The sequence below is a fragment of the Leifsonia sp. Root4 genome, assembly GCF_001425085.1.
Lineage (GTDB): Bacteria > Actinomycetota > Actinomycetes > Actinomycetales > Microbacteriaceae > Microterricola.
On sequence record NZ_LMDN01000004.1, the window covers coordinates 300,167 to 318,506 of the forward strand.

Sequence of the window (18,340 nt, forward strand, 5' to 3'; positions counted from 1 at the left end):
ATGATGAACACGGATGCCACCACCACCAGTGCCCCGACCGCCGACCGCGCCACCGAGTTGCTGCGCCTGCACGAAGCGCCGGAGCTGCTGCAGCTCGTCAACGTCTGGGACGTGGTCAGCGCCAGGGCCGTCGCCGCGCTGCCGGAGACGCGGGCGCTGGCCACCGCCAGCCACTCCATCGCCGCGAGCTTCGGCTACCCGGACGGCGAGGCGATCCCTCGGGACCTCATGCTCGACATGGTCGGCCGCATCGCCGCCGCGACGGAGCTGCCGGTGACGGCCGACCTCGAGGCGGGATACGGCGACGCGGGAGAGACCATGCGCCGCGCGATCGCCGTCGGCGTCGTCGGTGCGAACATCGAGGACGAGCTGAGGCCGCTGCACGAGTCGGCCGCTCTCATGGCGGCCGTCACCGCGGCCGGGGAGGCCGAGGGCGTTCCCGTCGTCCTGAACGCCCGCACCGACGCCTTCCTGCGGGGCGGTGACCGACCGATCGATGTGATCGTCGCCGATGCGATCGAGCGCGGTCTCGCCTACCTCGATGCCGGCGCCGCCTGCGTCTTCGTTCCCGGCAACTTCGGAGAGGACGTCGTCACCCAACTCGTCGACGCCTTCGGCGAGCGCCGCCTCAGCGTGATCGGGCTGCCCGCGCTGCCCTCCCCCGCGCGCCTGGCCGAGCTCGGCGTCGCGCGCGTCTCGTACGGACCGTACGTGCAGCGCGTCGCACTCACCGCGCTGCAGGATGTGGCATCCACGCTCTACGCCGGCGGCGTGATTCCGGAGGGAACCCGCGCCCTCAACTGACGCCTCGGAGGCCGGCGCCGCCGTGTATCACTGCACGGCGGCGCCCGTGCGCTCGCTAGAATCGGGAGGCTCAGTACCCGCTGAATCAGGGGCGCTGAGAACACGGCGACGAGCGCAGGCGAGGGAACAATGACCGCAGTACACGAACTCCGGGCGGTCGACATCGTCGCACCGCTCACGCTCGATGAGAAGCTCCAGCTACTCTCGGGCACGAGCATGTGGCTGGCGGCCGGCGTCGGCGATGTGCCGCCGGTGTTGCTCGCGAACGGGCCGAACGGTGTCGCCAAGCAGGCGGCGGACGGCGACCATGTCGGCGGCGGCGAGATGCTGCCGGCCACGTGCTTCCCCTCGTCATCCGTTCTCGCCAGCAGCTGGGACGTTCCCCTGCTTGAGGAGGTCGGTGCCGCGCTCGGTCGTGAGGCCCGCGCCAAGGAGGTCGGCGTGCTGCTCGGCCCCGGCCTCAACATCAAGCGCCATCCGGGCGGCGGCCGGGTCTTCGAGTACTTCTCCGAAGATCCGTTGCTGGCCGGCAAGGTCGCCGCGGCGCTCGTGCGCGGCGTGCAATCGGAGGGCGTCGGTTCCTCGATCAAGCACTTCGCCGCCAACAACCAAGAGACGTACCGGATGCGGCTCGACTCGGTCATCGACGAGCGCACCCTGCGTGAGATCTACCTCAGCGGCTTCGAGATCGCCGTGCGCGAGTCGGAGCCGTGGACCGTCATGACGTCATACAACCTGCTGAACGGTGAGCACACCGGCGAATCCCGGCGGCTGATCGCCGAGATCCTGCGGGAGGAGTGGGGCTTCGCCGGCCTCGTGATGAGTGACTGGTTCGCCGTCGCCGATCGCCCGACCGCCGTGCGCGCCGGCCTCGACCTCGAGATGCCCGGCAACGGTGGCGCATGGGCCGAGCGCGTCAAGAAGGCCATCGCCGACGGCAGCCTCAGCATGGCCGACGTCGACCGTGCGGCCGAGCGCGTCGCCGCCCTCGCCCTGCGCGCCCGCGCCGAAGCCACCGGTCGCCCGACCGAGATCGACCTCGAGGCCCACCACGAGCTTGCCCGCCGTGCCGCCGCGGCCGGCGCCGTGCTGCTCGCCAACGACGGAATCCTGCCGCTCCGCGCAGAGGGCAGCATCGCCGTCATCGGGCCGGCGGCCGAGACGCCGCGCTTCCAGGGTGTCGGCAGCTCGCTGGTCAACGCGCGCAGGGTCGAGAACATGCTCGACAGCCTCCGCGCGCGCCTCGGCGATGCCGCCACCCTCGGCTTCACCCCCGGCTACGACCTCACCGACGGCTCCGCCTCTGCCGCGCAGTTGCAGGATGCCGCAGAGCTCGCCGCGGCATCCGACACCGTCATCCTCATGCTCGCCATCCCGGCCGGCAAGGAGGCGGAGGGCATCGACCGCGAGAACATCACCTTCCCGCAGGGCATGAATGAGCTCGTGCGCCGGGTCACCGCCGCGAACCCCCGCACCGTCGTCGTGCTGGTCAACGGCGCCCCGCTCGAGCTGCCGTGGGCCGACGACGCCGCCGCCCTGCTCGAGACCTACCTCGGCGGCGAGGCGGGCGGCCCGGCGATCGTCGATGTGCTCTTCGGCGACGCGGAGCCCGGTGGCCGACTCGGCGAGAGCTTCCCCGTCGCGGTGGCCGACCTGCCCGCCAGCGCGAACTTCCCGACCACCCTGACCCAGGTGCAGTACCGCGAGAACCTCTATGTCGGTTATCGCTTCCACGACAGCTTCGGCATCGCCCCGCGCTTCGCCTTCGGGCACGGCCTCGGCTACACCACGATCGAGTTCGGACCGGTCACGGTCAGCGGAGCCGCACCGGATCTCACGGTGAGCCTCGAGCTGAAGAACACCGGCCCGCGCGCCGGTTCCGAGGTCGTGCAGCTCTACGTGCACGCGAGCGACTCGGCCGTGCACCGGCCGGAGCAGGAGCTCAAGGCCTTCACGAAGGTGCACCTCGCCGCCGGCGAGACGCAGACGGTGAGCCTCACGCTCGATGCGCGCTCCTTCGCCGTGTACGACGTCGCGGCATCCGACTGGGCCAGCGAACCCGGCAGCTACGAGCTCCGCGTCGGCGCGTCCTCGCGTGACATCCGCGTCACTCACACCGTGGAGCTGGAGAGGGGAACCCGCCCGACGCCCGTCGCCCGGCCCGCCGCGGCCGTCGCAACCGAGACGGAGTTCGGCCGTCTGCTCGGCCGCCCGGTGCCCCGGGCCCGCGGCCTGCTGCCGTACACGACCGACTCGGCCATCAACGATCTGACGAGCACCTGGCTGGGGCGCCGCCTGCACGGCGCGCTCCTCGGGGTGATCTCGAAGCAGCTGCCGGACACCGCCGACAGCGATGCGAAGGCGATGATGGAGGCCGTGGTCGGCGGGATGCCGTTGCGCGCGCTCGTCGCCAACTCCGGCGGCAAGGTCTCCTTCGACACGATCGAGCGCATCATCGCCGTGCTCAATGCTCTGTCACCCGCGGCAGGGCGCGCACGCCGCGCCGCCGCGTCTGCCTCCACTTCCTCTGCGGCGCGCGGTTAAGGGGCGCGGCTCATGCTCAGAACGATGCTCAGCGGCAAGATCCACCGTGCGACCGTCACCCACGCCGATCTCGACTACGTCGGCTCGATCACGATCGACCACGACCTCCTCGACGCGGCCGGCATCCTGCCCGGCGAGCTGGTCGCCGTCGTCGACGTCACGAATGGCGCGCGGCTTGAGACGTACACGATCTCCGGCGAGCGCGGCAGCGGCGTCGTCGGCATCAACGGCGCTGCCGCCCACCTCGTGCATCCAGGCGACATCGTGATCATCATCGCCTACGGCCAGATGTCGACCGAGGAGGCGCTCGTCTTCGAGCCGCACGTCGTGCACGTCGACGCCTCGAATCGGATCATCGCCGTCGGCACGGATGCCGCGGAATCCCTCGTGGCCGGGCTGCACCGCCCGCCGCACGCCTAGGCGCATCCGCCGCGCGGCTAGGCGCAGTATCCCCCGCGCGAGGGATGCCGGGGGCTGGGCGCACTCAATAGGCTGAGAGTGGCGGGGCATCCCGTCGAAAAGCATGGCGAGGTGCATCTCGCCGAGCAGCGGTGGCGGTTTTGCAGGTTCCTTGGTGGGGGCTGCCGCCTTTCGCGGCGCTGGCGCGCCGCGCGCACGCGTTTGAGAGGAATCCATGCCCATCGGAGTGCCCATCGAGTTCGCCGGGGTGACCAAGCGTTTCGGCGCCGTCAATGCCGTCAACGATCTCTCATTCACCGTCGAGCCCGGCCGGGTCACCGGCTTCCTCGGACCCAATGGAGCAGGCAAGACGACGAGCCTGCGCATGCTGCTCGGCCTCGTGAAGCCGACGAGCGGAACGGCCACCTTCGGCGGTGTGCCGTATCGCAAGCTGCCGAGCCCGCTGACGACCGTCGGCGCCGCGCTCGAGGCCGCGAGCTTCCACCCCGGTCGCACGGCCCGCAACCACCTCGGCGTCTACGCGAAGGCGGCCGGCCTCGACACCGCGCGCGTTGACGTCGTGCTCGAGAAGGTCGGACTGGCCGAGTACGGCAACCGTCGGGTCGGCGGTTACTCGCTCGGCATGCGGCAGCGCCTCGGCCTCGCCGGCACCCTGCTCGGCGACCCTGGCGTGCTGGTGCTCGACGAACCCATCAATGGCCTCGATCCGGAGGGCATCAAGTGGATCCGCATGTTCCTGCGGGAACTCGCGGCGGAGGGTCGCACCGTGCTGGTGAGCTCTCACCTGCTCAGCGAGGTGCAGCAGAGCGTCGACGAGGTCGTGATCATCGCGCGCGGGCAGCTCGTGCACCGCGGCCCGCTCTCCAGTCTCGACTCCGAGAAGGCCCCGCACGTCATCGCCGACTCGCCGAACCGCGAGGCCCTAGCTGCCGCGCTCGGCGCCGCAGGACTTGAGTACTCGATGGGCCGCGGCGGGCTGCTCGTCGCGGCAGCCGACCCCGCCCAGGTCGGCAGCATCGCCTTCGCGGCCGGCGTCGAGATCAGCGCGCTGCACCGCCAGAAGGCCGGCCTGGAGGATTCCTTCCTCGCCCTGGTCTCCAACGGCCATGTCTCCTCTGGAGCAGAAGGGGACGCACGATGACCTTTATGAATGCACTGTCTGCCGAGTTCGCGAAGCTCTTCACCACCCGGCTGTGGTGGATCCTGGCTCTCACCCTCTTCCTCTACGTCGGTGCCATGGCCGGCGGGCTCGGCGCCCTGTTCGGCTGGGCGGCATCCAATGCGGATGCCGGGGCATCGGCTGGCGTCTCGCCGCTGCCGGAGGGTCTCAACCTGCACGCCGTGATCTACAGCATGGCGACAACGATCGGCTACGTCTTCCCCGTGCTGCTCGGCGCCTTCGCGGTGACCGGCGAGTTCCGGCACCAGACGCTCACTCCGACGTTCCTGGCCACGCCCCGCCGCGGCATCGTGCTCTCGGCGAAGGTGCTCTCGATGCTGCTCGTCGGTGCCGGGCTTGGTGTCGTCGCCTGGGTCGCGACGGTCGGTCTGGGCGCAGCGGCGCTCGGCGCATTCGACCTCGAGACCGGGCTCGGTGCGGAGGACAGCTGGACGATGATCGCCCGCGGCGTCCTGGCCATGGCGCTCTGGGCTGCCGTCGGTGTCGGCCTCGGCACCCTGGTGCCCAGCCAGGTTGCCGCGCTCATCATCGTGATCGCCTTCACCCAGTTCGTCGAGCCGACGCTGCGCCTCGCCGCATCGTTCAACGAGGTCACGGCGAGCATCGCCCGCTTCCTGCCCGGCGCCGCCAGCGACGCGCTCGTCGGCGCGAGCTTCTACTCGATCGCCATGCCCGGTGGCGGTCCCGATGCGCTGCTCTGGTGGCAGGGTGGCATCATCCTGCTCGCGATCGCGATCGCCGCAACCATCGGCGGCTACTTCACCAGCTGGCGCCGCGACGTCACGTGATCCCGGGGCCCCCGGCCCGACGGAGTCCGCTCTGATTAGGCTGGGGGGATGAGCAGCCAGTTTCGGGCGATTGTGGTCGATGAGTACTCGGGCGAGGACGGGGCAGCGGATGCCGCAGGCCCCCGCCGTCGCGGAATGCTGCGCACACTCGACGAGGACTTCTTCAGCGCCGACGGCGACGACGCCCGCCCCCTACCGAGACCGGCAACGGGTGTCAGCATCGAGGTCGGCTACTCCAGCATCAACTACAAGGACGGCCTCGCGGTCGCCGGTCGGCCCGGCATCGTGCGGCGCCTGCCCCTGATCGCGGGCATCGACGTCGTCGGAACGGTGAGCGCCAGCGGCGACCCGCGCTGGGCACCAGGCGACACCGTCGTGCTCAACGGGGCTGGGCTCGGCGAGAGCCGACATGGTGGGCTCAGCGAGCACACCGTCGTCGACGGCACGTCGCTGCTGCGCCTGCCGAGCGCGATCAGCCAGCGCAGGGCCGCCGCGCTCGGTACGGCCGGCTTCACGGCCATGCTCGCGATGATGGCGCTCGAACGGCAGGGCATCGGCCCACGCTCCGGAGAGATCCTCGTCACGGGTGCAGCCGGCGGCGTCGGATCGGTTGCGGTGATGCTGCTCGCCCGTGCCGGCTACAGCGTGACGGCGGCATCCGGTCGGGCCGCAACGGAGGGCGACTACCTGCGCGCCCTGGGGGCGACCACGGTGATCGACCGCGCAGAGCTTCTCGAGCCGGGCAAGCCGCTGCAGAGCACCCGGTGGGCGGGAGCCGTCGACTCTCTCGGCGGCACGAGCCTGGCCACGGTGCTCGCCCAGATCAGTTACGGCGGCTCCGTGGCGAGTTGCGGCCTCGCGGCGGGTGCCGAACTGCCATCGACCGTGCTGCCGTTCATCCTGCGTGGTGTCAATCTGCTCGGCGTGAACTCCGTCGACGCGCCCGTCGCGCTGCGCGAGGCGGCGTGGCTGCGTCTGGCGGCCGAGGCGCAGCTCGCCCTGCTCGACGAGCTCAGCACCGAGATCGGGCTCTCGGCGGTGCCGGAGACCGCCGAGGCGATCCTCGCCGGCACCGTGAGAGGTCGCACGATCGTGAACGTCCGCGCCTGAGCACCGGTCCCATGACGCCGCAGCTCACCCGCACGGAGGCGATCGCCAGACGCATGCACGACCATGCACTGTGGAGTCCCCGCGCCGACGGCCCCGGCGAGATCGTGGCACACTTCACCGCCATGCAGGCGCAGGAGTATGGCTACGCGCTCTGGGCGACGGCCCAGCGCATGACGGTCCGGCCGGATAACGCGAGACTCGCCGCTGCCGTGGACGCCGGCGACATTCTGCGCACACACGTGCTGCGCCCGACCTGGCACTTCGTCGCCCCGGCTGATGCGCGCTGGCTGCTGCATCTGACCGCACCCCGCGTGCAACGCATCAACGCGCCGTACCTGCGGCGCAACGACCTCGACGCCGCAACGCTGAACCGTGCCTTCGCGATCATCGAGGCCGAGCTCGCCGGCGCGCGCCATCGCAGCCGGGCGCAGCTGCAGCAGCGGCTCGCGCTGGCGGGGCTCGAGTTCGGCGGCATGGCCATGGGCCTCGTGATGATGGAGGCCGAGCTGACGCGGCTGGTGATCAGCGGCGAGACACTCGGCAAGGCGCGGAGCTACGCACTCTTCGACGAGCGGGTGCCGCCCGCCGAGGCCGCCTTCGACCGGGAACGGGCGCTCTCCGAGCTGGTGGCGCGTTTCATTGCAACGCGCGGCCCCGTCACGCTGAAGGACTTCGCGGTGTGGAGCGGGCTGACCGTGCGCGATGCGGCCACGGGGCTCGCCATTGCCCACGACAGGGAGCCCGCGCGCTTCAGCGCGGTGACGGTCGAGGACTTCGACTGCTGGTGGGAGGATCCCGGCAGCCTGGCCGCCGCTCCAATCGCCCCGCGCGTGGATCTGGTGCAGGGCTACGACGAATACGTGATGTCGTACTTCCCGAGCAAGAAGCTCATGCAGTTGCCGGAATATACACCGACGGCCGAGTTCGGCCTCCTGCTACACACGGTGCTCATCGACGGTGTGATGGCCGGCCAGTGGAAGCACGTGCTCCGCTCCGGCGACGCGACCGTGCGGATTGCGCCGCTTCGCTCCTTCACCGGCGCCGAGCGGGAGGCCACCGAGCAGGCGGGCCGTGATTATGGGCGCTTCCTCGGCCTGCCCGCATCCGTCGAATGGCTGGGTGACTCCGACGCGTAACTGCCTTGCCTGGTTACGCCGGATCGGCGGCGGGCGGCGTCTGTGCCTTGCGCGGCTTCTTCACCGTGGGTGCCGCGGTCTTCGATCCAGCGGCGATCGCTTCCGCGGCAATCGGTTCGGCGGCCGGAGCGACGGCGTCCGCGAGCTTCGGGGTGACGACCGGCTTGCGCCTGGGCTTGGCCGCGGGCTTGGCCGTGGGCTTGACGCCGGCCTTGGTGCCGCCGGCGGCCCGGGGCTTCGCCTCGGCGTCGGCCGCCTCGGCCGCTTCCCCACCGACGTTGAGCGTGTCGACGAGATCGACCGCGTGATTGGTGCTCACGATGATGCGGGCATATTCCTCGTCGGCAATATCAATGATCACCGCTTGGCGCTTGTTCTTGATGATGAGGAAATCCTTGCCGCCGTGGAACTTCCAGGTGCCGATGGCGAGCACGAGCGGGATGAGCGCGCCCGGTGCGCGGATGCCGCGGATCCAGATCCACGGGTCATCGGTGATCGTGACGGAACGGATGGCCGCGCGCGGAACGGAGATCTCGTCGCGACGCAGGGCCAGCGCCTTTTCGGCAGCACTGAGTTGGATCTCAAGCCGGTCGGGGTGCACGCGCAGGGAGGCCATGCACCCAGTCTGCCAAGAGCCGCCGACATTCGCCCTATCGGAAACCTCACAATGCGGTGACGATGCTCTGTTGGGTGGGTCTCAGACGAAGAAACTCGTGGCATCGGTGGCGGTTCCTGAGTTTGCCGTGGTGATGGCTGCCGCCTTTCGCGACGCTGCGCGTCGCGCCGTGTCAGTCGACGAGCACCGGCTGCGCTGCGGCAGCCGCGCGGGCAGCATCCGGCAGCGCGTCGAGGATCCGCGTGATCGCACGCTCGTCGTGCGCAGCGGTCACGAACCAGGCCTCGAAGACCGACGGCGGCAGCGAGACTCCGTTGGCGAGCATCGACTGGAAGAAGGCCGGGTACCGGTAGGACTCCTGCGTGAGCACCTCGTCGTAGTTGCGGGCACCACCGGAGAGGTGCTCACCGAAGACGAAGCTGAACAGGTTGCCCGCCCGCTGCACGTGGTGCGCGACACCCTCGGCGGCCAGCGCGGCCGAGACCGCCTCGGAGATGAGCAGTGCGCTCGCATTGAGCTGGGCGTAGACGGCGTCATCGGCCAGGCGCAGCGTCTCGAGTCCGGCAGCCACCGCGACCGGGTTCCCGGAGAGGGTGCCGGCCTGGTAGACCGGGCCGAGCGGCGCGAGGTAGTCCATGACCTCGGCCCTGCCACCGAGGGCGGCGACGGGCAGCCCTCCACCGATGACCTTGCCGAAGGTGAACAGGTCGGGTGCGTAGCTCTCGGTGATGGGGTTCTCGAGGCCCCAGTAACCCGCGCTGCCGACGCGGAAGCCGGTGAGCACCTCGTCCATGATGAGAAGGGAGCCGTTCGCGTGCACGATCTCGGCGAGGCCGGCGTTGAAGCCGGGGTCGGGGGCGACAACACCCATATTCGCTGCGGCCGCCTCGGTGATCACGGCGGCGATGTTGGGCCCGTGCGTTGCGAACGCGGCGCGGACGGCCTCGAGGTCGTTGTAGGGCAGCACGAGGGTCTGAGCGGCCGTGGCCGCCGTCACACCCGCAGAGCCGGGCAGCGCGAGGGTGGCGAGCCCGGAGCCGGCAGCGGCCAGCAACCCGTCGGAGTGTCCGTGGTAGTGCCCGGCGAACTTCACGAGGAGCTCGCGCCCGGTGTAGCCGCGCGCCAGCCGGATCGCCGTCATCGTGGCCTCTGTGCCGGTCGAGACGAGACGCACCTTCTGAACGGGGGCGACCCGCTCCTCGATCAGTTCGGCCAGCTCGGTCTCGGCCGGGGTGCTCGCGCCGAAGGAGAGGCCGCGGGCCGCGGCATCCTGAACGACTTTGACGACGCGGGGGTGCGCGTGGCCGAGAATCGCGGGGCCCCAGCTCGCGACGAGGTCGACGTACTCGCGCCCCGCCGAGTCGGTGACGTATGCGCCCGACGCTTCGACGAGAAACAACGGCGTGCCGCCGACGGAGCGGAATGCACGAACCGGGGAGTTCACGCCGCCGGGGATTGCGGCCTGCGCGCGCTCGAAAAGGCTCTCATTGCTCGTCATGCGACATCTCCAGTGTTCAGCCATCCGGCCAGTTCGGTTGCCCAGTATGTGAGCACAACATCGGCGCCGGCACGGCGGATGCCGAGCACCGATTCGTGTACGGCGCGCTTGCGGTCGATCCAGCCGTGCATCGCGGCGGCCTCGATCATCGCGTACTCGCCGGAGACCTGATATGCCCAAACGGGAATATCACTGGCTGCTGCGACATCGGCGAGCACGTCGAGGTAGCTGCCGGCCGGCTTCACCATGACGATGTCTGCGCCCTCGTCGATGTCGAGCAGTGCCTCGCGTAACCCCTCACGGCGGTTACCGGGATCCAGCTGGTAGCTGCGGCGATCTCCGTCGAGGGTCGACTCCACGGCGTCGCGGAACGGGCCGTAGAAGGCTGAGGCGTACTTGGCCGAGTAGGCGAGAACGGCGGTGTCGACGAATCCGGCGCCGTCGAGTGCCTCGCGCACCGCGGCGACCTGGCCGTCCATCATGCCGGAGAGGCCGAGCAGCTCCGAGCCGGATGCCGCCTGCACGAGCGCCATCTCGCGGTAGCGCTCGAGCGTCGCGTCGTTGTCGATGCGACCGCGCACGTCGAGAACGCCGCAGTGTCCGTGGTCGGTGAATTCGTCGAGGCAGAGGTCTGTCTGCACGACGAGGGCGTCGCCGACCTCATCGGCGACAACGCGTGTCGCGAGGTTCAGAATGCCCTGCGGGTCGGTGGCCCCCGTGCCCGTCGCGTCGCGGTGCTCCGGCACGCCGAACAGCATCACACCGCCGACGCCGGCGGCCGCGGCCTCCGCGACGGCGCCCTTCACGCTCTCCAGCGTGTGCTGCACGACGCCGGGCATCGAGGAGATCGGGACGGGCCCTCCGCCTTCGCGGACGAAGATGGGGAGCACGAGCTGGCCGGGGTGAAGCCGGGTCTCGGAGGCGATGCGCCTGATCGCGGGGGTGGTGCGCAGGCGGCGTGGACGAATACGGGGAGTAACAGTCACCCAATCAGCCTACGTGCATCCGGCGCAGTCGGTATCAGCCGCCGAGCGCCGTCACGATCAGGAGCATCGTGGCGAGGAAGCCGACGAGGTAATTGACCCAGAGGAAATGGCGCCAGCCGCCGTTCGCAGAACCGGAGTCGGCGTCGCTGACCGAGCGATACGGCCAGGCCAACACGAGATACGGGATGACGAGGAGTGCCGAGAGCGCGCCGGGCCACCCGATGAAGCAGAGCACGAGGCCCGCCGCGATCCAGCAGGCCATCGCGAGGCGAACCGTCGCGGCGGCCCCGAATGCCGTCGCGACGGAGCCGATCCCGCCCTCGCGGTCAGGCACGACGTCCTGAACGGCACCGAAGGCGTGGCTCGCGACCCCCCACAGGAAGAATGCACCGAGGATGGCGAGGATCTCGGGGCTGATCGTGGCTCCGGCCAACACGAGACCGTACACCGCTGGCGAGACGAAGTGCGTGCTCGAGGTGAGCGAATCCAGCACGGGGATCTCTTTGAAGCGCAGCCCGGGGACGGAGTACGCGGCAACGGCGAACAGGCTCACCGCCAGTACCAGCCAGGAGGCCGGGGAGCCCATCACGCAGAGCGCCAGGACGAACGGTGCGCAGAGCGCAACGGCGGCAATGAGCGTCGTGCGGTGCATGCCGGTGTCGAGCAATGCCCCCTCGACACCACCCTTGCGGGGGTTGGCCACGTCGGAGGCGTAGTCGAAGACGTCATTGATGCCGTACATGGCGAGGTTGTACGGGATCAGGAAGAAGATCGTGCCGACGATGAGCGCGGCATCGATCTCGCCCGTGCTCAGGTAGTACGCGGCGGCGAACGGAAACGCCGTGTTGATCCAACTGAGTGGCCGCGAGGCGGTCACCAGCTGCCGCACGGCGCTCGGGTGCTCTCTGGCGTCAGTGCGCATGATCGGCCCCCGCGGTGCGTCGGTATCGCGGCCGCGGCGCAGCGAGCAGCCAGAGCGCAGGCAGCAGGATCACGGCGGCGATCGGGTAGGCGAAGTCCTCGATCGGCGCGAGGCCGATGAACCAGCCGATCAGGTGCTCCGCGGTGTACTCCATCAGCCCTGCGGCGATCATCAGGCTGTCGAAGACCGCCGTGAGCACGACGAGCACAATGGCGGTCACCGCGGCGGCGGCGATGGCCGACCCCAGGCGGGCGGGACGTTTGATGAGCAGAGCGGATACCGCGACCGCGACCGCGATCCCGAGCGCAATCGCGCTGAGCAGGAGGTAACTCATCGCGCCCCCCGTCCGACACGTGCAGCATCGCCGACGGGTACCCGACGGTCAAGCAGAAGCCTGGTCCCGTTGAAGACCACCATCGTCAGGTAGCAGAGGAAGACGAGGAAGACGAGCTCTTCCACCGGGAATTCGGGGCCGAGCATGATGCCGGTCGAGATGTCATTCTGCCCGCGCAGGAAGATCCCGAGCGCGATTCCGGCGACGTCCCAGAGCACGAAGAAGAGCACGCCGAGACCGAGCACCAGGGACGCCCGCCGCGCATCCCGCCAGAAGAACAGCGCGAAACGACGGTCGAGCATCATCATGCACGCGATCGTGCTCAGCAGGATGAGCAGGTAGAGCGCCGTCACAGCGGTGCCTTCAGCGGTGCTCCGCTGCGTTCACCGCGCAGCTTCTTGACCACGAGTTCCGCGCTGATCAGGCACATCGGCAGGCCGATGCCCGGGATCGTGCTGCCACCGGCGTAGAACAGCCCGTCGATGCGCGACGACGCGTTCTTGCCTCGGAAGAACGCGCTCTGCCGCAGGGTGTGTGCCGGCCCGAGGGCTCCACCACGCCAGGAATTGAGGTCGGTGGCGAAATCGGCCGGCCCAACGGTGCGGCGCAGCACGATCCGCTGCGCCAGATCGGGGATACCGGCCCACGACGAGATCTGGTGGATGGCGGCATCCGCAGCCCGCTCAACTTCATCCGCACCACCGCGGCCCAGGCCGCCACCGCCGATGCCGGGGTCCGCGGGAACGGGGACGAGCACGAAGAGGTTCTCGTGGTCGACCGGTGCGGCCGAGCCGTCGGTGGCGCTCGGGCGGCAGACGTAGATGGATGCCGGTTCCGGAATGAAGCTCGGCGTGCCATAGATCGCCGAGAAGTTGTCTGCCCAATTCTCGGTGAAGAACAGATTGTGGTGGCTGAGCTCGGGCAACGATCCGCGCACGCCCAGCATGACCAGCACCGCTCCCGGGCCTGGATTGCGCTCGTCCCACCACTCCTCCGGGTAGCTCCGCAACTCAGCCGGCACGAGCTGCGTCTCGGTGAAGTGCAGATCGGCGGCCGAGACGACGATGTCGCTCTCGATGGCATGCACGGCGCCATCCGCGTCGACGTAGCGAACCCCGGTTGCCCTGGCCCCCGGTGCCCGGCGTGCAACGCCGCGCACCCGCCGGCTGGGCGTCGCTACGGTCGTGATCTCCGTCACCCGCGCGCCGGTTCGCACCTCGACGCCCTCGGCGACGGCGAGAGCGGCGATGCGCTCGATCACGGTGCCGAAGCCGCCCTGGGGGTAGTACACCCCGTCGGCCAGGTCGAGGTGACTCATCAGGTGGTACAGACTCGGCACGTCGAACGGCGAGGAGCCGAGGAAGACGGCCGGGTAGCCGAGCACCTGCTGGAGTCGTGGGTCACTCACATGCTTCTCGATGAGGCCGCTGAGCGAGCGCGTTCCGAGCCGGGCGATGGCCGGGCCGCGGCGCAGCACATCCGCCCCGACCAGGCTGCGCGGGTCGTCAAAGGTGTTGTAGAGGAATCGGCCGAGCGCGAGCTCGTAGGCATCGGATGCCGAGGCGACATAGCGCCGCAGCGCGTCGCCGGAGCCGGCCTCGATGGACTCGAACAGATCGACGTTGCCCTCGAAGTCGGCCACGATGTCGATCGGGCTCTCACTCCCCTCGGCGAACACGCGATAGCCGGGGTCCAGGCGTTGCAGATCGAGCTGCTCCGCCGAGGAGGTGCCGAGCAGGCGGAAGAAGTGATCAAAGACCTCCGGCATCAGGTACCACGACGGCCCCGTGTCGAAGCGGTAGCCGTCTGCCTCCCAGACCCCTGCCCGCCCTCCGAGCACCCCGTTGGCCTCGAGCAGCGTGACGGCGTAGCCCTCCCGGCCGAGAAGCGCCGCCGTCGCGAGCCCGGCGATGCCACCGCCGATGACCGTCGCCGTCGCCCGCCCGCCTCCGCTGTGGCCGGCCGGGGAGCGCGTCGCCGCTGCCTCGTTCACGGTGCTGCTCATCTGGCCACCAGCGCCATTGCCAGTATGCGCAGCTTCCGCGGTGCGGGCACCCGCACCCGTTGTTCGGCGAGCGTGGCGGCCGGGGTGGCGTCGATGCGCGCGGTGAGTTCACCGAAGAGGGCGGATGCCGCCCGGATGGCACGGCGGCATCCGCTCGGCAGACGCGGGATCACGGCATTGGCCGTGTCCAGATCGGAGCGGATGTCGGCCACGATCTCCGCCTTCTGCTCCTCGGTGATGGCGAGCGGATCGACACCAGGGAAGTAGCGCCGCCCGAGCGCGTCGTAGTCGGCCGCGATGTCGCGCAGGAAGTTGATCTTCTGGAACGCGGCGCCGAGCTTGCGAGCGCCGTGCTCGAGCCGCCGGCGCTCGTTGTCGTTGACGTATTCGTCGACGAGGAAGACGCGCAGGCACATCAGGCCGATGACCTCCGCCGAGCCGTAGATGTACTCCCGTAGTTCTTCAGCGGTGAATGGCGACGTGTCGAGATCGCGGCGCATCGAGGCGAAGAACGGCGCGAGCAGCTCGGGGCCGATGCCCACGCGGCGGGCACTGCGGGCGAAGGCGTGGATGATCAGATCGCTGCTGTAGCCGCACCGCACCGCCCGCAGCGTCTCCGCTTCCATCGCGTCCAGGCACTCCGCCTGCTGCGCGACGCTGAGGCCGGCCGCAGCCGCCGCCCCGTCGACGATCTCGTCGGCAACACGCACGAGCGCGTAGATGTTCTCGACATCAGGTCGGATCGTCGATGAGAGAAGACGGCTCGCCAGGCCGAACGATGTCGAGTACTCACGGATGACGACCGCGGCGCCCCGGTGCGCCGCGCGTTCGTAGAGCGCCAGATCGGCGTTCGCCACAGCCCCCACCCTGCCGCGCTCCAGCGGCCGGCTCATGCGACACGCTCCGTGGCCTGGTGGCTGAGCCGGGCCAACTCGGCGCGCAATGCCTCCGGCAGGATGGCGTCGTCGAGCATGGCGAGACTCTCCGCGACGGCGTGCGAGATGAGCCCCTCGACGTAATCGAGTGCTCCGCACTCGACGAGCAGCACGCGTAGCCGCGCGACGTCGCCGTCGGCCGCGTCACGGCCGAGCAGTCCGCGCAGTTCCGCCCAGCTCGGTGTCTCACGCGCGTAGGCGATCATCGCCGTCACCTTCCCCTCGCGGATGTCGCCGATCGTGCTCTTGCCGGTGACGGCCTCGTCTCCGAAGACCCCCAGTACGTCGTCCCTCAGCTGGAACGCCCGGCCAACGAGCCCGCCGAAACGGGCGAGGACGGCCACGGTCTGCGCGGGTGCGCCGGCCAGCACCGCTCCGGCGCGCAACGGGGCCGAGAACGAGTATGGCGCCGTCTTCCATGTCGTCATCTCGAGCACCGTGTGCAGGCCAGGCCTCGCCGTTCCCGCACTCAGCGCGACGTCGGCGAGTTCGCCAGCCGCCGATGCGAACACGGCGTCGTCGAGGAGGTCGAGCAGTGACAGGCGCAGCGGCTCCGGAACCGCCAGACGCGCGATGACTGCCTGCGCGTCATGGATGAGCAGGTCGCCGGCGAGAATCGCGGATGCCTGGGCCCACCGTTCGGCGTCGGCACCGTTGATCCCGGCCGCGAGCGCCTGATCGACGCGTTCTCCGAGCATGTTGCGGCGCCCGCGTCGAACCAGGTCTCCGTCGATGACGTCATCGTGCAGAAGGAAGCCTGTGTGCAACAGCTCGAAGGCGACCGCGACCTCGACCGCGGCATCGCCGTGGTCGCCGCCCAGCTGCTCATGCAGGCCGAGCACGAGGGCGGGGCGAAGGAGCTTGCCGCCGGTGGCCGATCGCGCGATCGCCGACCACAACGCCGCATAGTCGTCGCCGAAGTCCGCTGCGGCGGTGACACGGCGCTCCCAATGGCCGGCGAGCCTGGACTCGACGGCTGCGGCATCCTGCTCCGAGATGAAACGCGTGAGTACTGCGGTCATGTCGCCACCTCCACATCAAGATTCTTCTGCACAGAGATCTGTTCCAGCACGGCGAGCTCCTTGAGCTGGAGCACCAGCCAGGGGCTGAAGGCCCAGGGGGTGAGCGCGACCGATCGTGCGAGGTCTTCCGGTCGCACCCAGGCCGTCTCGACAACCTCAGCCGGATTCGGCCGGGGTGCATCGTCGGTCACGGCGCGATAGACGGGGCAGATCTCGTTCTCGACGATTCCGGATGCGTCGACGGCGCGATAGCGGAAGTCAGGCAGTTCGAGCACGAGCTCGTTCTCGACGGGGTCGATGCGCAGCCCGAGCTCGCGCGCGGCGTGCCGCCCGATTGCGTCGGTGATCAGCTCCCCCGGTGCCGGATGCCCGCAGAAGGAATTCGTCCACACACCCGGCCAACTCCGCTTCCCGAGCGCGCGCCGCGTCACGAGCAATTCCCCTGCGCGATTGGACAGGTGGCACGAGAACGCGAGGTGGAGCGGCGTGCGCTCTCCGTGCACACGCTCCTTGTCGGCGCTGCCGTTCGCAACCCCGTCCTCGGTGAGCAGGACGACCCTGTCGCCAGATGCGTGCAATCCAGACACTCTGCGCTCCCTGCGAATTATCTAGCTAAGTTATCTTCTTACTAAGCATGACACACTTCCGCCAGTACACTGAGGCCATGACGAAAGCGCAGCCGGGCACGTGGGATCCCTCCGCGTCGATGGTTGATCCGCGCATCATCGATCCGGCAGGCAGCTACGTTCACCACAGCGACCTCAAGCCGGAAGAGCTCGACCAGGTCGTGGCGGTGCTGCGTGCCATCAAGGCCTGGCGAGAGTCGGAAGAGCGCATCAGCCTGGAGTCACGCAGCTACATGCGGTTGAACGAGACCGACATGAAGGCGCTGCGCTTCATCATCGCGGCAAAGAATGCCGGCGTCATCGTCACGGCGGGCATGCTCGCTGATCACCTGAGCATCTCGACGGCGTCGATCACGAAGATGCTCGACCGCCTCGAGAAGGCGAAACACATCACGCGCGCCCAGCACCCGAGCGACCGCAGAGCGGTGGCCATCGGCATCACGGACGCGACTCACGCCGATGCGCGTGACACGATCGGGCGGCGGCACGCCAGGCGCTTCGACGTCGCTGCCGAGCTGAGCCCGGACGAGCGCGAGGTCGTCATCCGCTTCCTGACCAACCTCGCCGCGCTCGAGAACGAGGTCGCCAAGGAGCTCGACGGGCACTAGTCCGAGTTGCCCGAGCTTCGCGAGCTCAGTGGCTCAGTTGGCGCTGCGTGCCTGAGCCGAGCGCACGAGCACCTCGATCAGCGACTCGGCTGTGCGCTCGTCGGCGACCGCGTCAACGCGCAAGCCGATCGCCCGCGCATCCTTCGCCGTCTGCGGGCCGATGCACACGACGAGGGTGCCGTCGGGGATAGGGCCAAGCTGCTTCTGCACCTGCTCTGCCACGCTGCCGGAGGTGACGAGGACGGCCTGGACGCGGCCCTCTGCGACATCCGCGACGACCTTCTCCTCGACGGGGACGCCGACCGTGCGGTAGGCGACGACCGCCTCGACGTGGTGCCCGATCCGGGCGAGGCCGACGCTCAGCAACGGCTTGGCGATCGCGGAGCGAAGGGCGAGCACGCGCAGCGGAATGGCGCCGTCCGTCGCGGCGGTCCACTCCTCGAGCAGTCCGCGCGCGGAATTGTCCTCTGCCGGCACGAGTGCGACCGGGTATCCGGCGGCTGTGAGCGCTGCCGCGGTCGTCTCGCCGACGGCCGCGATCTTCGTCGTGGTCGGCACGACGGCCTGATGCGAGGAGAGCACGTCCACGGTCGTGGCGCTCGTGACGGTGACCCAGTCGAAGCCGCCGGCCGCCAGCTTGGCGAGAGCGGCTTCGAGCGCAGCCGCGTCGTCGGTCGGAGCGAAGTTGATCATCGGTGCGACCTTCGGCGATGCGCCCTGGGCGCGCAGGCTCGCCGCGACCCTGTCGCCCCACGGGCCACCGCGGGGCACGAGAACGCGCCAGCCGGTCAGCGGCTTCTGCGCCT

At 69.6% G+C, this 18,340-nt stretch carries 19 protein-coding genes; 8 read left to right on the plus strand and 11 right to left on the minus strand.

What is annotated here, in order from left to right; all coding sequences use genetic code 11:
- From ASC66_RS14705 to ASC66_RS14735, 7 genes are all read left to right on the plus strand, one after another.
- A complete protein-coding gene (locus ASC66_RS14705) occupies positions 1-804 on the plus strand; it encodes an isocitrate lyase/PEP mutase family protein (RefSeq protein WP_235496941.1) in 804 nt (267 codons plus the stop codon).
- A gap of 129 nt (positions 805-933) precedes the next feature.
- Complete coding sequence (locus ASC66_RS14710; RefSeq protein WP_082492363.1) at positions 934-3,348, plus strand: glycoside hydrolase family 3 C-terminal domain-containing protein; 2,415 nt, start codon at positions 934-936, stop codon at positions 3,346-3,348.
- A 12-nt stretch (positions 3,349-3,360) separates the two neighbouring features.
- On the plus strand, positions 3,361-3,768 hold the full coding sequence (gene panD, locus ASC66_RS14715; protein ID WP_055841113.1) for an aspartate 1-decarboxylase: 408 nt from the start codon (positions 3,361-3,363) through the stop codon (positions 3,766-3,768).
- Between the two features lie 214 nt (positions 3,769-3,982).
- Positions 3,983-4,909, plus strand: a complete 927-nt coding sequence (locus ASC66_RS14720; protein WP_055841116.1) for an ABC transporter ATP-binding protein — start codon at positions 3,983-3,985, stop codon at positions 4,907-4,909.
- 5 nt (positions 4,910-4,914) lie between these two features.
- Positions 4,915-5,736, plus strand: coding sequence for an ABC transporter permease (locus ASC66_RS14725; RefSeq protein WP_235496942.1), 822 nt, complete (start codon positions 4,915-4,917; stop codon positions 5,734-5,736).
- Positions 5,737-5,784: 48 nt separating this feature from the next.
- The gene (locus ASC66_RS14730) at positions 5,785-6,846 is read left to right on the plus strand and encodes an MDR family oxidoreductase (RefSeq protein ID WP_235496944.1); all 1,062 of its coding nucleotides are present in this window, start codon (positions 5,785-5,787) and stop codon (positions 6,844-6,846) included.
- An 11-nt stretch (positions 6,847-6,857) separates the two neighbouring features.
- On the plus strand, positions 6,858-7,982 hold the full coding sequence (locus ASC66_RS14735; RefSeq protein WP_055841120.1) for a winged helix DNA-binding domain-containing protein: 1,125 nt from the start codon (positions 6,858-6,860) through the stop codon (positions 7,980-7,982).
- Between the two features lie 13 nt (positions 7,983-7,995).
- On the opposite strand, the gene ASC66_RS18350 is transcribed toward ASC66_RS14735, so the two are convergent.
- From ASC66_RS18350 to idi, 10 genes are all read right to left on the minus strand, one after another.
- Entirely contained in the window at positions 7,996-8,598 is a 603-nt protein-coding gene (locus tag ASC66_RS18350; protein ID WP_200944833.1) for a hypothetical protein, read from the minus strand.
- A 172-nt stretch (positions 8,599-8,770) separates the two neighbouring features.
- Entirely contained in the window at positions 8,771-10,096 is a 1,326-nt protein-coding gene (hemL, locus tag ASC66_RS14745) for a glutamate-1-semialdehyde 2,1-aminomutase (RefSeq protein ID WP_055841123.1), read from the minus strand.
- Positions 10,093-11,082 (minus strand): porphobilinogen synthase, encoded by a 990-nt coding sequence (hemB, locus tag ASC66_RS14750; protein ID WP_082492364.1) that lies wholly within the window; start codon positions 11,080-11,082, stop codon positions 10,093-10,095. The genes hemL and hemB overlap by 4 nt, the downstream gene beginning before the upstream one ends.
- Before the next feature lie 34 nt (positions 11,083-11,116).
- On the minus strand, positions 11,117-12,004 hold the full coding sequence (locus ASC66_RS14755; protein WP_055841126.1) for a prenyltransferase: 888 nt from the start codon (positions 12,002-12,004) through the stop codon (positions 11,117-11,119).
- Positions 11,994-12,338: a lycopene cyclase domain-containing protein gene (locus ASC66_RS14760; protein WP_055841130.1), complete on the minus strand. Its 345-nt coding sequence runs from the start codon at positions 12,336-12,338 to the stop codon at positions 11,994-11,996. Before ASC66_RS14760 ends, ASC66_RS14755 begins: the two co-directional genes overlap by 11 nt.
- Positions 12,335-12,691: a lycopene cyclase domain-containing protein gene (locus ASC66_RS14765; RefSeq protein WP_055841133.1), complete on the minus strand. Its 357-nt coding sequence runs from the start codon at positions 12,689-12,691 to the stop codon at positions 12,335-12,337. The genes ASC66_RS14760 and ASC66_RS14765 overlap by 4 nt, the downstream gene beginning before the upstream one ends.
- Positions 12,688-14,343, minus strand: a complete 1,656-nt coding sequence (gene crtI, locus ASC66_RS14770; protein ID WP_082492365.1) for a phytoene desaturase family protein — start codon at positions 14,341-14,343, stop codon at positions 12,688-12,690. The genes ASC66_RS14765 and crtI overlap by 4 nt, the downstream gene beginning before the upstream one ends.
- Positions 14,340-15,236, minus strand: a complete 897-nt coding sequence (locus ASC66_RS14775) for a phytoene/squalene synthase family protein (protein WP_055841136.1) — start codon at positions 15,234-15,236, stop codon at positions 14,340-14,342. The genes crtI and ASC66_RS14775 overlap by 4 nt, the downstream gene beginning before the upstream one ends.
- On the minus strand, positions 15,233-16,300 hold the full coding sequence (locus tag ASC66_RS14780) for a polyprenyl synthetase family protein (protein ID WP_055841139.1): 1,068 nt from the start codon (positions 16,298-16,300) through the stop codon (positions 15,233-15,235). The genes ASC66_RS14775 and ASC66_RS14780 overlap by 4 nt, the downstream gene beginning before the upstream one ends.
- Positions 16,297-16,878, minus strand: coding sequence for an isopentenyl-diphosphate Delta-isomerase (gene idi, locus ASC66_RS14785; RefSeq protein WP_055841142.1), 582 nt, complete (start codon positions 16,876-16,878; stop codon positions 16,297-16,299). Before idi ends, ASC66_RS14780 begins: the two co-directional genes overlap by 4 nt.
- An 86-nt stretch (positions 16,879-16,964) precedes the next feature.
- Between idi and ASC66_RS14790 the strand changes: the two genes are divergently transcribed.
- Positions 16,965-17,534, plus strand: coding sequence for a MarR family transcriptional regulator (locus tag ASC66_RS14790; protein WP_235496945.1), 570 nt, complete (start codon positions 16,965-16,967; stop codon positions 17,532-17,534).
- Between the two features lie 33 nt (positions 17,535-17,567).
- Here the strand turns inward: ASC66_RS14790 and ASC66_RS14795 are convergent, their stop codons facing one another.
- Positions 17,568-18,326, minus strand: a complete 759-nt coding sequence (locus tag ASC66_RS14795; protein WP_055841757.1) for a uroporphyrinogen-III synthase — start codon at positions 18,324-18,326, stop codon at positions 17,568-17,570.
- Positions 18,327-18,340: the final 14 nt, after the last annotated feature.